Raw genomic sequence first — 14,912 nt, forward strand, 5'->3', positions numbered from 1 at the left:
AAGCTTAATAAAAAATTTAGTGATGATGCCTTGAGGGCGAAAGACTTGCATTCAGTGAAATATATGATAAAATGAAGTTAAGAAAATGTTTACATTGACGATGGTTTTGAAGGACAAGGCTTCAGGGCAGCTCCTGCCCGGGGCCCCTGGTGGTGCTGGTCCTTGCCTGCGCAGATGCTCTGGAGAATCCGCAGGACAGGCCTTTCCTTACTGGTCCGGGAATACCCGGCCCCTGGGGGAACCGCAGGATCGGCGTCCGGGAGGGACAACACGCTAATCATACGGGCCGCCACTTGCCGCTAAAGGCGTCAGAACCATGCGCGATGAAACACATTCTTCTTTTCGAGCTTGTACGTGTATGGCATCAATTCTTTCGATTGCTTGTTTTATTCAATGCGGAAATCGTCTTTGTTCTGCGCCAAATTTTGCGCCTATTCCATTATTCGCGGTTTTGCAAACGACTTATTTTAATAAAAACGCTGTTCAATAGAAAAAGAGTATCAAGGATATCAGAGGAAGGAGGCGTTATGGAGATTCATTCAAAAAACGGGCTTGTCTTTATGGTTCAGGTTGACCACCTGACAGGCGAATGTGTGGGCCAGGCCATCGACCGCCTTTACGGCGCGGGGGCCGCAAATGTCCAGGTGGTGTCCGCCATCACCAAAAAAAACAGGCCGTCCTACGTGTTTTTTATCGACTGCTGCCCCGCTTCCGGAGACGCGGTTGAGGCGGTCATTGCCGGAGAGCTGACCAGCGGCGGCTGGCATAAGCTCAGCACCGAGCACCGCTACCAGTATAACGACAAGCTGAAGCGCCCCGTGGTCATCGAGCACGGGGGAGAACGGCTAAGCTTCAGCGTGGAGGGCAAGCGGTTTGAGAGCGGCAGCCTGCGGCCGGAGCACGACAGTGTCATGGCGCTGCGGGAGGCTGTCTATGAAAAGTGGCAGAAGCCCGTCACCTACGACGCGGCCTACCACATTGCCTTTTCGGTCCTGCGGGACGAAGAAAACAGTGTACACCATCTTTAATTCAAGGATTTTCAGGAGGGAATATCATGAATGATGTAAAAAGCAGAGTGATCTCTGCGGTAGAAATGGCTTCGGTATCCAATATTTCAAATCTGACCAATGACCGGATCGAGGCGCTGGCCGGCGGCCACGGCATGGTCAATATGGCTATCCACACGGTGGCCAATGTGATCACCCGGGAGCTTTTAAAAGGGGAGCAGCTCTCCATCGAGTTTGCAGACGCCAGACGGCTGCCCGTGGACGATATTCTGGAAAAGGCCGTCAATGTGGCCAAGAAATCCGGCGCGGACGGGGCCAACGCGGCGCTGATCACGGCCTGTATCATGTATCTGGCTGGCTCTGCCGCCCAGGTGGGGATCCCGGCCGGCAACCGGAAGCTCGGCGCCACCGCGCGCATGCTGGCCGGTGTGGACCGCAGCGGCGTGGCCGCCATCCCCACTGCCAAAATGAACAATAAAATCTCGGCTTTCCCGGCTGTGCTGGCCATTAACAAGGCCATGCTGGAGGGGACGCTCTCCACACTGGACGGCCGTAATGTGCCCGTGAACGTGGGCGGCGGCCCGCTCTACGGCCACAGCGCCCTGGGCGAGGACTATGTCTGGCCTGAACTGGCCGTCAATGGCGCGCGCATCGGCACGCAGGCCATGCTGGACGCCATGGCAGGCGCGGTGATGGTTCCCCATCCCTTCACCGCTGCGGTGCTGGGCGCTGCCGCCATTCTGGAGATTATCCATCCCGACGCCGAGGTGCCTGAGGGCGAGGGCGTCTACGGACGGACAAGCTCCGCCTATCTGGTGGGCAAATCTGCGGCAGCCACCGCAGGCCTGCCGGAAGAACTCCATTTCAAGGTGACCGGCGAAGCAGTTGATACCGCCAAGCTGGTGGGCGACGTGGGCCTGATCCTCAAGGATATCGGCGCGCCGTCGGTTATCGGCATGATGGCCTTTGACGAAATCTTCTCCTGCTTCCAGGAAGGCATTGCCGGCTTTTCCGGCGGTCCGGTCAACGCGCCGCTGGGCCATGTGGGCGCCTACGCGGTTATCGGCATGAAGGCCCTGATCAAAAATAGCGGCGACGCAGCCAAAACCGGACAGGAAATCGTGGCCGAACGCAGCGCCTGCTCCCTCGATCCCGAGGTGGCCCAGCTGAGCATCAACACGGTCTGCCGCAAGGCGAACGAGCTCTGGCGCGGACCAGTGACCGATATGCTCATCGACGCCACCGAGCCGGCACGGGCCTGGGCGATCCACCGCCGGGCAGCGTACGCTTACGGGCAGCTTGAGGCCGGTACCAGCCTGGAAGCCATCGTGTCTAAATTTGACGACGACCGCATCGCGGAGGTCGAAAAGAACGCGGGTGTTCTGCTCTCTGGCATGGTGGGCGAGGCCGTGACCGTCAAGGTGCGCCGGATTGAGCCCGCGGCCCGGAGAACCTCCAAGCTGGCCCGGAAATACTGGTCCTTTGACCCGTTGGTGGACCTCACGGTGACCGTGGGCGAAAACGTGGCGGAAATGGACGGCTTTGTCCATGACATTATCCCCAAGGTGGTCAGGGGCGAACGGAACGATGTGGCCTGGGCAGTGCCTCTGGGCGCAGCCGTGATGGATGAGCTGGCCCTGTGCGCCTGTAGTATCCTCAACGTGACCGTGCCTGCGGCGGTGGCGGCAGCCATGAAGAAATACACGCCGGACGAAGCCGGTGACATCGTGGAAAAGGCCGCGCACCTTACCCGCGCCATTCCAGGCGGCAAGTTCGCCGCGCAGAAGGTGGCCGCGCTGGCCTTAAGCATTGTGGAGTACCAGGCATAGCCGGAGCAGGATGTCCTTTTGAAAAATGAATGCCGGCCGGCGAATCCCGATTCCAGTGGTTCGCGGGCTTTACCGGTATCTGGCACCAAAATCCAAAAACCTGACAGACATTGTCAGGTTTTTTTGGTATAATAGTAAAAGAGTGCCAAATGGCGCGGGAGGGAGGAACCAATGTGTGAAGCATACATCAATTTAACTGTCGAAAATCTGGACGACCAGCACCTGTGCTGCGCCATTTCGGATAAAAAGCACCAGTGCGGGGTGGCGGCCAAAAAGCAGTGGCTGCGGGAGCGGCTGCCCGAGGGCCATGTTTTCAGAAAGCTGGACGCCCAGGGCAAGGTCTTTATCGAGTACGCCCCGCTGGAAACCGCCTGGGTGCCCGTGGAGGGGGAGCGTTATCTCTACATTTACTGCCTGTGGGTATCGGGCTCCTTTAAGGGCAAAGGCCACGGCAGGGCACTGCTGGATTACTGTATCCAGGACGCCAGAAGCCAGGGCTGTTCGGGGGTGTGCATCATGAGCGCGAAGAAGAAAAAGCCCTACCTGTCCGACAAAAAGTTTCTGGAGCGCCAGGGCTTTGAGGTGGCGGACCGTGTGGGCGACTATGAGCTCATGGCCCTGTCCTTTGATGGCACGCTGCCGCGCTTTGCGGAGAACGCAAGGCGGCAGGAGGCGGACAGCCCGGAGCTGACCATCTATTACAGCCTGCAGTGCCCCTTTATTCCCAACTGCATCGAGCAGGTCCGGGACTACTGCGAGGATAATGACATTCCGCTGGAGCTGGTGGCAGTGGACACCCTGGAAAAGGCCAAAACCCTTCCGGCTGTCTTTAACAACTGGGCGGTTTTTTATAAAGGCCAGTACGCGGGCGTGCAGCTGCTCAATACGGGCGCGCTCAAAAAACTGCTGAACCGGTAAACACGAAAAGGAGAAAAAAGAAATGGCAAAAGCAACAAAAGAAATCCGCTTTCTCTGCGGGGCTGAGACCCTCTGGGGGATTGTGGTCAACAATGAGAACAGCGCGTGGCGCAGCGACCTGAGCAGAATCGAGATTCTGGACGGGCGGCGGTTTGTGGAGTACACGAAGGACGGCTATCCCACCACCTTTACCATCACGGCCTTTGAGCCCAACAGGCGGTACGCCTTCGAGATGGAAAACACCAACATGAAGGGGCAGTGGATGGGCACCTTCAGCGAAGAAGACGGCCAGACCGTCTTTACCTTTACCGAGGAGGCCGCCCCCAAAAAGTTTTTCATGCGGCCTTTTATGGGCTCGTACCTGAAAAAACAGCAGGACCTGTACGTAGCCGACCTGGCCCGGGAGCTGGGCCGCCAGACCAAAGAGGAAGAAGCCAATTAAGCGGCCAGCCGCTGCCCCGGGAAGGGACAGCGGCTTTTTTACGCCCTGCCCCGGGCCTGCCATACCGGGCGGGGCTCGGGCACCGTCACCAGCTGGCTTCGATCAAAGCCCAGCCGGACGAGCTGTTCCACGGCGAACTGAACCTTGCCGGACAGCAGGGCTTCCAGTTCAGCGGCCAGGCCCTGGGCGTCGCGGCCTGAGAGGCAGGCGGTCAGGGTGTCGAGGCATGGTCCGAAGCGGTTGTCCAGGGGCTCCCGGCCGCCGTACAGGCTGCGCAGCGGGCAGCCCCAGAGCAGGAGACTGTCCAGCTCCCGGTAAACGCCCTGCAGGATCGGGCTGGGAACGTGTTGGGCGATGAAGGACAGGCAGACATAGGGCGCCAGCTCCGGCCGCCCCAGAGAGCGCACCTGCTCGAGCTGGGCGGACCATTCCCGGACGCCGCCGTCGTCCAGCGCGTCCAGTGTCATCCGGGCCGCCGGGCCGCAGGAAAAGGCCAGCAGCTGCAGAGCCTGGGTGAACTCCACCAGGCGTTTGCGCACCGCCGGGTTTGAGAAATCGCAGTTTTGGGCGCTCTCCTCCAGAGGCAGCACCTGTGTGCCCACGCCGTTGATCGAGCGTGTGACGCCCACGCCGCACAGCAGGCTCAGAGTACGGCGCACGGTGCTCAGCGACACGCCATGGGTCTCTGCCAGACGGCCCTGCGAGGGCAGAAAGCTGCCGGGCGCGCATTCTCCGCGGCAGATCTGGCTGAGCAGCGACCGGGCCAGCGTGTAGCACACCTGGGAGGTTTTCTGGTAGGCGCTCCAGCAGAAAACCTCCGGCTCTGGCCCGGGCCGGGCTGTGATTCGGTCTGCGCAGAACTGGTCCAGCGAAGCGCTCAGGCGGTTCTGGAAAGCGGCGAGGGCGCGCCACAGTCCGGCCCAGTCCTTCTGGCGGCAGAGGGCGATGATCTCAAGGAAAGGGTTTTCCTGCCGGTTAAAGGAATCGACAATCTCCGGCACGCTCAGAAAAGGGGCGTGGAAAAACATATAGCTCCGCCACACAAGGCGCAGGAGTAGATCGTTTTGAAGGGTGGCGTAGATCTGCTGCAGCTGGTGGATGATCTTGAAGGGCGGCGGGACCTCGCACTGCCGGGCAGAGGCCTCCAGGCTGTCCAGCCGCTCAGGCGTGGCCTGCCTGAGGGCGCACCACTGGGCGTGGAGAAACAGCGCGGGCATGACGTGGCCCAGGTCGCTCATGGCAGCGGCGCGTTGGGCGAACAATTCCTGAACCGCGGCCTCGGAGGCCTGCGCGTCATAGTGGGCGCAGACCACCGCGCCCAGCTTTTGGGACAGGGTAATGACACCCTCGCGCCTGAGGCGGTTGTAGGCAGGGCGGATTGTATCCAGTGAGACTGAAAACCATTTGGCGGCCTCCTCAATGGTGGGCAGGCGCTCGCCGCAGGCAAAGGTGCCGAACTGTATCTGTGTTAAAAGGACGCGGTAGACAACCTGCCGCAGATCCATGTTATTTTCCATGTGTTTCCTCCTTTTCCCCAGCCCTTTGGGCCGTGGCGGCTGACTGGTTCCAGTATAGCACTGATCGCCGGGAAAGCCAATGTTTTTAAAGAAACGAAGAATCAGCATTGTTATTTTTTGTTTTTCCTGATATACTGATAATAAAAATGGTATATGAACAAGGCTGATGGCCGCCACCGGAAAAGGCGCGCTGCCGGCAGGGAGGTAGAGTAATAATGAAAAAAAGTGTCCGGATAAAGGCCAGGGAAAGCAGCGGACCGGCGGCAGCGGTAAAGCGGGGAACACCCCTGCTGATTGTATGGATTCTGTTGGCGGTGGCGGTTTTAGCCCTGCTGACCATTTTGTTTTACCGATCTCTGGAGCGGGAGATTTACCGGGAGCGCGCGGCTTATCTCAAGGAGATCTCCGAACAGATCACCACCACCACGGACACCATCTCCACAGCCCAGTGGGACCTGGCGGCCATTTTTTCCACCCAGCTTCAGAGCATGCCGCTGGCCTCCTTCGAGGGGCTTACTGGCTTTTTGGGCCAGGAGGAGCACGCTTTCTCCCAGGAGGAGGAGGGGCTCTCCCTGCTGGTCTTTGACGACCAGGGGCATTACTATAACAGCGCGGGGCGGCAGGAGGCCCTGCCCGGTGAGCTGACCGCCCAGACCGGCGCGGGCTCAGACCGGCAGGTGGTCATCACCACCCTGCAGTCCACACCCAGCACCACCGACGAGATGGTGTTTGTGCTGCGTCTGGCCCGGCCCGTGGTGGTAGGCGGCAGCGGCGTCACCCTCACCCACGTGGCAGTGGCCCGGGACATGGCTTTGTTCGACCAGACCTTTCAGGTGCCGGTGTTTTCGGGACAGGGCGAAAACTACATTGTTCGCGCCGACGGCGCCCGGGTCTACCACGGCCAGGAGGCCAGCGGGGCGATGGACAACAGCCGCAATGTGCTTGCGCCTTTAAGGGACTACCGGTTTCTCTACGGCAGCTCCTACAGTGCCCTGCAGGACGCCGTGGCCGCGGGTGAGAGCTACAGCCTGGTGTTTGCCGACGCGGCCGGAAAGCGGTACTATGCCACCAGCGCGCCGCTGAACAGCAATGGCTGGGTCCTGCTGAGCTTTGTGCCCGAGGACGTGGTGAGCGCCGATATGCAGCAGTTTATGAGAAAAACGCTGCTGGGCATGGGCACCATTGCAGCTGTGGCCATCGCCAGCGTGTCCATTGTCATGTATATGGGGGTGCGGTGCCGGGCCAGCCAGAAGTTCATGCGCCAGCAGGAGCAGAGTAATCTTCTGCTGGAGCAGGCTGTCAGAACCGCCGAGGAGGCCAGCCAGGCCAAAACCGTTTTTCTTTCCCACATGTCTCACGATATCCGCACGCCCATCAACGGCATCATGGGCATGACGGACATTGCCAGGCGCAATATGCAGGATCCGGCCCGGGTGTCCGACTGCCTGGGCAAGATCGCGGCCTCCACGCAGCATCTGCTGCGGCTGGTCAACAACGTGCTGGACATGTCCCGCATCGAGAGCGGCAAAATTGAGCTCGAGGACGAGGTGTTTCATTTGAAGGATGTGCTGGAGGGCTGCTGCAGCGTGGTTTCCGGACAGTGCTTTGAAAAGAAGCTCCGTCTGGAAAAAAAGTTTACCGACATCCACAGCCCCTACCTGCGCGGGGACGCCCTGCACCTGCGCCAGATCATCATCAACCTGCTCAGCAACGCCATCAAGTTCACGCCCGAGGGCGGCGTGATCGTCTTTACCGCCCGGCAGATGGCCAGGCACAACGGGACCGTGGGGCTGTACCTGGCCATCCGTGACAACGGCATCGGCATGAGCGAGGCTTTCCAGAAGAAAATCTTCGAGCCCTTTGCCCAGGAGGACGGCAAGGCCCGCAGCCAGTACCATGGCACCGGGCTCGGCATGTCCATTGTCCGGCAGCTGGTGGATCTGATGGACGGGGAGATCGAGGTCCAGAGCGCCCAGGGCCATGGCAGCACCTTTACCGTCAGCCTCAGGCTGCCTGTCGGCGAAGCGCCCGAGACAAAGGAGGCCGAGCCGGAGGAAACAAATTGCAGCGGCCTGGACCAGGTGCGGATTCTGCTGGTGGAGGACAATGCCCTGAACCTGGAGATCGCCCAATATATCCTGGAGGAGTGCGGCGCCGTGGTGACTTCGGCCGGCAACGGCAGGGAGGCCCTGGATCTTTTCAGGCAGCAGCCCGAAAACAGCTTTGACGTGATTCTGATGGACATTATGATGCCGGTCATGGACGGCCTGGAGGCCACCCGCTGTATCCGCAGATGCGATAAGGGCGACGCGGCCAGTATTCCCATTGTGGCCATGACCGCCAACGCCTACGCCCGGGACCGGCGGGCCGTGATGGAGGCCGGCATGGACCACTACCTGTCCAAGCCCATCCAGCGGGAGAAGCTCATCGCCCTGCTGGAAACACTGACCAAGGGCCCGACACAGGCGGTCCGCACACCCGACGTCCCCCAGACTTGAAATAAAGGCAAAAAACACCTATAATAGATTTATCCTATTGAAGAACGAGAGGAGATCGGTTATGTGGATCGAGCTGTTTGCCAATTTTCTGACCTTTTTCGGCCCGCTTTTTCTGCGGTACTATCCGTTCCGCAGCCGGCTGCGCGTGCCCGCCTGGGTGATCGGCCTGTTTGTGGCCCTGGTGTGGGGCGGGGTGGTGGCCGCGCTTCTGGTCTTTGGCTACTCGGGCCCGCGCACCGTGTGGCTTTACCGCGGCATTACCTTTGTCATCTTTTTTATCTCATCCTGCTTTTTTATAAGGGACCGGTTCGTCAAGCATTTCTTTGTGTACCTGATCTGCTATACCTTTATGGCCGTGTGCATCGGCATCGCCCAGTTTGTCATGGTGCGCACCGGCGGAGGCTATCCGGCCATGATCATGGCCACCCTGGTCTTTGATCTGGTCACCTATCCCTTTATCTTTCTGTTTTTCCGCCGGGTGCTGGAGCCGGTGATGGACATCGACAACACCCGGATCTGGAACATCATCTGGGTGCCGCCGCTGCTGTCCTGCTTTCTGATTTCCGTGGCCACGCCCGGCATGCTGGACGCCCAGAGCGTGAGTTATGTGGCCATCCGTACCCTGCTGGGCATCAGCAGCCTTGCCACCTGTTCCATACTGGTCATTGCGCTGGGCCACGTGAGGGAGCAGGCCCGCAGAGAGGCCGAGCTGACCCGGGAGCGGGAGGTGTCCGCCATGAAGCAGAACTTTCTGCACGACCTCTCCCACGAGCTCCAGGTGCCTGTGACCGTGGTGTCCGGCTTTGCCCAGCTCACCGGGGAGATGATGGACGATCCCGACATCGACCGGGCCGCCGTGCGGGATAACATGCGCCGGGTGGACAGCGAGGCCGGGCGCATGGAACGCCTGGTGCGCCAGCTGCTGGACGCCGCGGCGATGGAAAACGGCAGCTTTACCCTGAACCGGCAGGCCGTGGACCTGGTCCCGGTGCTGGAGAACGCCGCCAAAGTGCACTTTCCCGTGCTGGACGGCGGCGGCAACACCCTGCGCCTGAGCCTGCCCCAGGACCTGCCGCCAGTGGACGGCGACCGGGAGCGGCTGCTGCAGGTAGTGCTGAACCTGCTGACCAACGCGGCCAAGCACACCCGGAACGGCCAGATCACCCTGTCCGCCCAGGAGCGGCACGGACAGGTGGAGGTGGCCGTGGCCGACACCGGCGAGGGCATAAGCCCCGAGGCCATGTCAAGGCTCTTTAAACGTTACGCCAAGGGCGGCGGGCCCGACAGCCACGGCCTGGGCCTGTACATCGCCGACCAGATCGTCAAAGCCCACGGCGGCCAGATCGCTGTGGTGAGCGCGCCGGGGAAGGGAACCACTGTGCGCCTGACACTGCCTGTCATGGAGAGGAGAGGATAAAATGACCGACAAACATTCACACACTGTACTCATGGTTGAGGACAACGAACACGTGCTGGCCCTTAACCAGTCCGTGCTGCAGCGCAAGGGCTACCGGGTGCTCACCGCCCGGAGCCTGGCCGAAGCCCACAGTCTGCTGGCCCGGAAGCCCCAGGTGGACGCGGCCGTGCTGGACATCCGGCTGCCCGATGGCGATGGCCTGGCCTTTATCCCCGAGCTGCGCAGGGCCACTCCGGCTCCGGTGCTCATGCTGACCAGCAGCCAGGACTACGAGAGCATGGTCCGGGGCCTGACCGGCGGGGCCGACGACTATATGACCAAGCCCTACCGCATTGACGAGCTGCTGGCCCGCATCGACGCCATGATCATCCGGCGGTCGGCGGCCCTGTCCGCCACCGAGGTAGTGCGGGGCCCCCTGGTGCTGGACACCGTGGCCCAGCGGGGGTTTCTCTTTGAACAGGACATGCTGCTCCAGCCCAGAGAGTTCGCCCTGCTGCTGTTTCTGATCCGCAGCGGGGAGCAGAGCGTGTCCGCGGACGCGCTGTACGAGGCCGTCTGGAAGCTGCCCCCTGCCGGCAGCGGCGGCGCCGTCAAGACCACAGTCTCCCGCCTGCGCAGCAAGCTGCGGGGCAGCGGCTATACCATCACCGCAGTCCGCGGCCAGGGCTACCAGTTCGGGCCCGAGGAATAAACCAGCCAAAGGTTACAAATTGGTAACCTTTGCAGTTTCGGGGCGTGGATTATAGTATAATGAACACAGGTGCAGGCGTGTCCCAAAAACAGGAAGCTGAAATCCGGCTTTCTTTTTTTATTGGTGCGCCGCCGTCAGTCACAATAAGCACAACAGGGAGAAACAGCATGGAAAAATCAAAAGCAAAAAATGGACTCATCATCGTTTTGGCGCTGCTGCTGCTGGCCGCCATCGGCTTTATCGCCTGGCGCTTCGCGGGCGGCAGGGAGCCGGGCATGGAACCAGGCGTGGTGGCTCTCACACCCACGCCCGAGGGACAGCAGGCCCCAGACGGCATCCAGGTGCCGGGCTACCCTTTGCTCACAGCCAGCAGCAGCACCGGGGTGCTGGCCGTTCAGTTTGAGAACCCCGAGGGCAACCCCTGCACCTTCCAGATCGATCTGGTGCTCGAGGACACCGGGGAGACCATCTACCAGTCCGGCCTCTTTAAGCCGGGCACCGGCATCCGGAACCCAAAGCTGGATAAGGTGCCCGCGCCCGGCAGCTACAACGCCACCATTGTCTACAACACAAAGGGTCTGGAGGATGACAGCCCCATGAACGGCGCGGCAGTCAAAACCCAGCTCATCGTTGAGTGACCGGATTTGCCGCACCGCGGCGGAAAGGAAACGTTATGAAACGCAGAAAATTCACAGCCGTCCTGCTCCTTGGCGTGCTGCTGGCCGCGGCCGGCGGCAGCGTGTGCCGGGCGGAGAGCCCGGACCGCAGCGTTCCGGTCTCGGTCAATTTTATCCCGAAAGCCACCTACCGCGTGGTCATACCCGAGCGGGCCAGCCTGAGCTACGACGGCCGCCTGGAGTACGAACTGGGCGATATCCTGGCCGACCAAATCGTTCTGCCCGAGGGCAGGGCCCTGCAGGTCAGCATTGTGCAGCCGGCCCTGCGCCTGTACCGGGAAGGCACAGCCGGGCCCGGCAGCACCCTGAGCTACCAGGCCGCCCTGGCGCCCGCCGGACAGACCGCGCGCACCCGCCAGACCCTGCTGACAGCCGGCGAGCCCTGCGGCCTGTACGCCGCCTTTGACAGCGCGGCCGCCCGCCAGGCCGGAGCGGGAAAATACGTGAGCCGCCAGGCAAAGGATACCCTGCGCCTGAGCTTTGAACTTGTGGAGGTACCGTGATGAAAAAACTGAGCCTGCTCCTGGCCGTCACCCTGTGGCTGGGCCTGTCCGCCCCGGTGGTCTGCGCCCAGGACGCCGCCACCTACGGCAGCGACCTGACCGTCGGTGTGTCCCAGGAGCTCATCGACGCCGACCGGGCCGCCCGGGACGGAAAGAACCCTCCCTCCGGGCAGAAGGGCCAGAACCCGCCCACCGGCATGGCCGGCATGGTCTGGGGGGCCGCTGGCGCCCTGGCGCTGGGGACCGGAGCCGTGGCCCTGCATATGAGCAGCAAGAACAGAAAGCGAGGCAGAAATTGAAAATGAAAATAAAAACAAAGCACATCACCGCCGCCCTGCTCCTGGCCGCCCTGCTGGCCGCCCCGGTCCGGCCCGTTCTGGCCGGGGACAGTCAACAACAGGTAAGCATACCCGTGCCCAGTGCAGGGCTCAAAGTGAATTATATAACGCGCAGTTATACCATAACCATACCTGCACGCATTGATTTTGGCAATATGTACTGGACCGGTAACGGTGTTGACGATGGTACAAAGAATGTGCAGCCTGTCCACTGGACAGAGGCTGCGATTATACTCGGCGAGGTGAGCCCGCCCGATCGTAAGAGCCTGTATTCTGTCAATGTGACCGTCGAAGCCCGCGACCCGAAGCCCACGCAGGATAAGGCAGGTGAATTCTGGCTGAAAAACGAGACCGAACAGACACCTCTCCGGTACCGGATCTACCTGGAAGGTGAGGCAGGCAAGCCGGGGCTCGAAGTAATATCCGGGGGTTCCTTTGGTCTGAACACAAACCCTGAAAACACTGAAGTGACCCAGAAGATAATGCTGGGCGCGTACGAGCCTGCCAGGGGCAGAGAGCTGGGCCAGTACAAGGGCACGCTGGTCTTTAGCTCAGAGCTGGTCCGTAGAAATCCAAGCACACCATAGGAGGCGTTATAAGATGAAAAAGAAAATAACCGCGGCCCTGCTGTGTCTGGGTCTGCTGGTTCTGCCGGCCTCCCAGGCGGCGGCAGAGTCAGCCGTACCCACAACCGGAGAGGAGACCGCCGACGTATCCCTCAGCTATATGCTTCCCAGCTATCTGGTCACTGTCCCCAAAGATCTGGATTTTGGCGATCAGGTTCGAGCGGACGGCGACCTGGAGAAGGAACTGAAGGTTTCTGTCCAGGAAATAAAGGCCGTCAACGATGATCCTGCCGAACAGGCGTGGGTCGAGAGCCACTACCGGGTTAATTTCGATATTTATGGCGGTGGTACACATCATGCGTTTGTCCTGTTACAAGGTACGCCGGAGGGAGGAAACTTGGTAGCCGAATACAAGGTCTATAAGTTTGTCGGGACAAATCCGGAGGAGGTGCCCGTTAACGGTTCTTTTGCGACCCTGGCGAAGGATGAGGAGCAAACGGGTAAGATCGTACTGTCACCGCCAGATCAGGATAAGGATGGTGTATATAAAGGCGTACTCAATTTTAGTGTGAGTCTGAAATGCCAGGACACGCAATAACAGCCGCTCTGGCTGTCAAAGGGCGCCCGGCCTTTTTGGCCCCGGGGGGAGCCCCTTGGCGGCGGCCTGTATTGAAGCATCAAGAACAGAAAGCGAGGCAGAAATTAAAAATGAAAATAAAAATGAAGCACACCGCCGCCCTGCTCCTGGCCGCTCTGCTGGCCGCCCCGGTCCGGCCCGTTCTGGCCGGGGAATCAGGCCCAGCCAAGCCCACTGTGCCGGTCTCCGTGAATTATGTGATGCCCAGTTATTCGATCACCTACCCAGAGAAGATCGACTTTGGAACCAGGTACTGGACCGGTAAAAACGTTGAGAATTCTGAGATCACCAATCAAGACTCGGATGTCGAGGTAACGGATGCGATTGTGTTTAAAGCCATTGACCCGAATCCAGACGGGTATACCATCAAGGTGAGCGTCGCTCCCGGCGATAAAGAAGGTCATCCGCAGCCTGACGGTAAATTTGAACTGAAAAGCCCGGATGGAAAGTCCTCGCTCAGCTACTGGGTCTGCGATGCCACTGGGGGTAAAGTACAGTCCGGGGACGTCATTGCCCAGGTCGGGACAAAAGACTTGTCAAAAGACATTCAACGGGATATAAAGCTCAAGACATACGAGCCTGCAAGGGGCCAATCGATGGACCAGTACAAGGGCATCCTGCTCTTTACATCGGAAATTACCCAAAACGGACCGTGAACACACGAGGAGGCATTATAAGATGAAAAAGAAAATAACCGCAGCCCTGCTGTGCCTGGGCCTGCTGCTCCTGTCCGCCGCCCCGGTGTCAGCCGGGACGCCAGACCCAGCGCCGTCACCGGCGCCCACACCCGCTTCTAATACCAGCGTATTGGCCCACTTTGTTCTGCCGGAATATAAAATCCGCATCCCTGATAAACTGGATTTTGGGAGCCCCAGTATTGCGGACGAGAATGTAATGGTGGACCTGAATGTTGAAGTCACAGGGATGACACCGTACAACAATGATGCGTCAAAACAGGCGTATGTCAATGAGCACTACCAGGTCCGTTTCAAAATCAATGGCGAGTCTGGCGATCCAAATTTCAAATTGACTAAGGTGTTATCTGGAGCAACAACCGATGAGTCTGTCGAGTATTATGTCTTTAAGAAGATAACAGGGTCGGGGGATGAACAGGTGTATCCAAACAGCACTTTTGCGGAGCTGAAAAACGGAGGGCAGCAGGCTGGCTATCTCAAGCTCGGAAAGCCTCCAACGGCAGGTCTGTACCAGGGCGTCGTCCAATTCGAGATTGGGCTGGAATATGTGGATTAAACGCAGGAGCAAAGCCATGAAAACAAAACTGAACACACTGCTGCTGTCCCTCTGCCTGCTGCTGGCCGCCGGGCCCGCTGCTGCCGCCCAGGTGGTCACGCCCGACCCCTCCACCATGAAGGCCGAGGGCAGCGTGGCCGTGGACATGCACATCGACGAACACTTTGTGGTGGTGATCCCCGGGGCGCTGACCATCGCGCCCGCTTCCGGCGGCCGTGAGTACGCCGTGGGTGACGTGCAGCTCACCGAGGTGCATCTGCTGGACGGCCACCAGCTGGCCCTGGGCCTGCCCCAGGAGATGACCCTTGCCAGCACCGTGCGGGCCGGCAGCACCCTGCGGGCCGCGCCCTTTATCGGCAGCCCCGGCAGCGCCCGGCAGAGCCAGACCGTCATGGCCCTCGGGCAGCCCGTGCCCGTAAGCCTGGGCTTCGCGCCCTACGCCTTTGCAGACGCTGTGGCCGGGCAGTACAAGGGCGTGATCCAGTACCATGTCTGGATCGAAAATACGCCCTGAGGGGCGACAACAGCATACCAAGCCGGGACAGTGGGTGTCACCCGGAGAAAAGAACTGAAGACCAGCAAGTCTCAGTTCTTTTTTTATTTGTCAAAAAAATAACACAG

Annotated in this window: 17 protein-coding genes; 15 read left to right on the plus strand and 2 right to left on the minus strand. The window is 60.1% G+C overall.

The window, feature by feature from the left end:
* Window positions 1–89 precede the first annotated feature (89 nt).
* On the minus strand, window positions 90–281 hold the full coding sequence (locus I2B62_RS01420; RefSeq protein WP_195267194.1) for a hypothetical protein: 192 nt from the start codon (window positions 279–281) through the stop codon (window positions 90–92).
* A 246-nt stretch (window positions 282–527) separates the two neighbouring features.
* Here I2B62_RS01420 and larC point away from each other — a divergent pair, with 246 nt between their 5' ends.
* The 4 genes from larC to I2B62_RS01440 all read left to right on the plus strand — a co-directional run bounded on the left by larC (window position 528) and on the right by I2B62_RS01440 (window position 4,196).
* Complete coding sequence (gene larC / locus I2B62_RS01425) at window positions 528–1,028, plus strand: nickel insertion protein (RefSeq protein ID WP_243259383.1); 501 nt, start codon at window positions 528–530, stop codon at window positions 1,026–1,028.
* Between the two features lie 26 nt (window positions 1,029–1,054).
* On the plus strand, window positions 1,055–2,836 hold the full coding sequence (locus I2B62_RS01430; protein ID WP_195267196.1) for a hypothetical protein: 1,782 nt from the start codon (window positions 1,055–1,057) through the stop codon (window positions 2,834–2,836).
* Window positions 2,837–3,007: 171 nt separating this feature from the next.
* Window positions 3,008–3,754 carry a GNAT family N-acetyltransferase gene (locus I2B62_RS01435; RefSeq protein ID WP_195267197.1) on the plus strand — a complete coding sequence of 249 codons (747 nt, stop codon included), beginning with the start codon at window positions 3,008–3,010 and terminating at the stop codon, window positions 3,752–3,754.
* 22 nt (window positions 3,755–3,776) lie between these two features.
* A complete protein-coding gene (locus tag I2B62_RS01440; RefSeq protein ID WP_195267198.1) occupies window positions 3,777–4,196 on the plus strand; it encodes an SRPBCC family protein in 420 nt (139 codons plus the stop codon).
* A 38-nt stretch (window positions 4,197–4,234) separates the two neighbouring features.
* Here the strand turns inward: I2B62_RS01440 and I2B62_RS01445 are convergent, their stop codons facing one another.
* Window positions 4,235–5,713 (minus strand): GntR family transcriptional regulator, encoded by a 1,479-nt coding sequence (locus I2B62_RS01445; RefSeq protein ID WP_195267199.1) that lies wholly within the window; start codon window positions 5,711–5,713, stop codon window positions 4,235–4,237.
* Window positions 5,714–5,928: 215 nt separating this feature from the next.
* Here I2B62_RS01445 and I2B62_RS01450 point away from each other — a divergent pair, with 215 nt between their 5' ends.
* The 11 genes from I2B62_RS01450 (at window position 5,929) to I2B62_RS01500 (ending at window position 14,805) form a co-directional block, all read left to right on the plus strand.
* Window positions 5,929–8,211 (plus strand): ATP-binding protein, encoded by a 2,283-nt coding sequence (locus I2B62_RS01450; protein ID WP_195267200.1) that lies wholly within the window; start codon window positions 5,929–5,931, stop codon window positions 8,209–8,211.
* 61 nt (window positions 8,212–8,272) lie between these two features.
* Window positions 8,273–9,628 (plus strand): HAMP domain-containing sensor histidine kinase, encoded by a 1,356-nt coding sequence (locus I2B62_RS01455; RefSeq protein ID WP_195267201.1) that lies wholly within the window; start codon window positions 8,273–8,275, stop codon window positions 9,626–9,628.
* A 1-nt stretch (window position 9,629) separates the two neighbouring features.
* A complete protein-coding gene (locus I2B62_RS01460) occupies window positions 9,630–10,319 on the plus strand; it encodes a response regulator transcription factor (RefSeq protein WP_195267202.1) in 690 nt (229 codons plus the stop codon).
* Between the two features lie 167 nt (window positions 10,320–10,486).
* Window positions 10,487–10,957, plus strand: coding sequence for a hypothetical protein (locus tag I2B62_RS01465; protein ID WP_195267203.1), 471 nt, complete (start codon window positions 10,487–10,489; stop codon window positions 10,955–10,957).
* A 35-nt stretch (window positions 10,958–10,992) separates the two neighbouring features.
* A complete protein-coding gene (locus tag I2B62_RS01470) occupies window positions 10,993–11,499 on the plus strand; it encodes a hypothetical protein (RefSeq protein WP_195267204.1) in 507 nt (168 codons plus the stop codon).
* Window positions 11,499–11,798, plus strand: coding sequence for a hypothetical protein (locus I2B62_RS01475; protein ID WP_195267205.1), 300 nt, complete (start codon window positions 11,499–11,501; stop codon window positions 11,796–11,798). Before I2B62_RS01470 ends, I2B62_RS01475 begins: the two co-directional genes overlap by 1 nt.
* A 2-nt stretch (window positions 11,799–11,800) precedes the next feature.
* On the plus strand, window positions 11,801–12,424 hold the full coding sequence (locus I2B62_RS01480; protein WP_195267206.1) for a hypothetical protein: 624 nt from the start codon (window positions 11,801–11,803) through the stop codon (window positions 12,422–12,424).
* A 13-nt stretch (window positions 12,425–12,437) separates the two neighbouring features.
* Complete coding sequence (locus I2B62_RS01485) at window positions 12,438–13,001, plus strand: hypothetical protein (protein WP_195267207.1); 564 nt, start codon at window positions 12,438–12,440, stop codon at window positions 12,999–13,001.
* 110 nt (window positions 13,002–13,111) lie between these two features.
* Window positions 13,112–13,696, plus strand: coding sequence for a hypothetical protein (locus I2B62_RS01490; RefSeq protein WP_195267208.1), 585 nt, complete (start codon window positions 13,112–13,114; stop codon window positions 13,694–13,696).
* Window positions 13,697–13,718: 22 nt separating this feature from the next.
* Window positions 13,719–14,291, plus strand: a complete 573-nt coding sequence (locus I2B62_RS01495; RefSeq protein WP_195267209.1) for a hypothetical protein — start codon at window positions 13,719–13,721, stop codon at window positions 14,289–14,291.
* A complete protein-coding gene (locus tag I2B62_RS01500) occupies window positions 14,281–14,805 on the plus strand; it encodes a hypothetical protein (RefSeq protein ID WP_195267210.1) in 525 nt (174 codons plus the stop codon). The genes I2B62_RS01495 and I2B62_RS01500 overlap by 11 nt, the downstream gene beginning before the upstream one ends.
* The last annotated feature ends 107 nt before the right edge of the window (window positions 14,806–14,912 follow it).

It is taken from the genome of Eubacterium sp. 1001713B170207_170306_E7 (assembly GCF_015547515.1).
Lineage (GTDB): Bacteria > Bacillota > Clostridia > Eubacteriales > Eubacteriaceae > Eubacterium.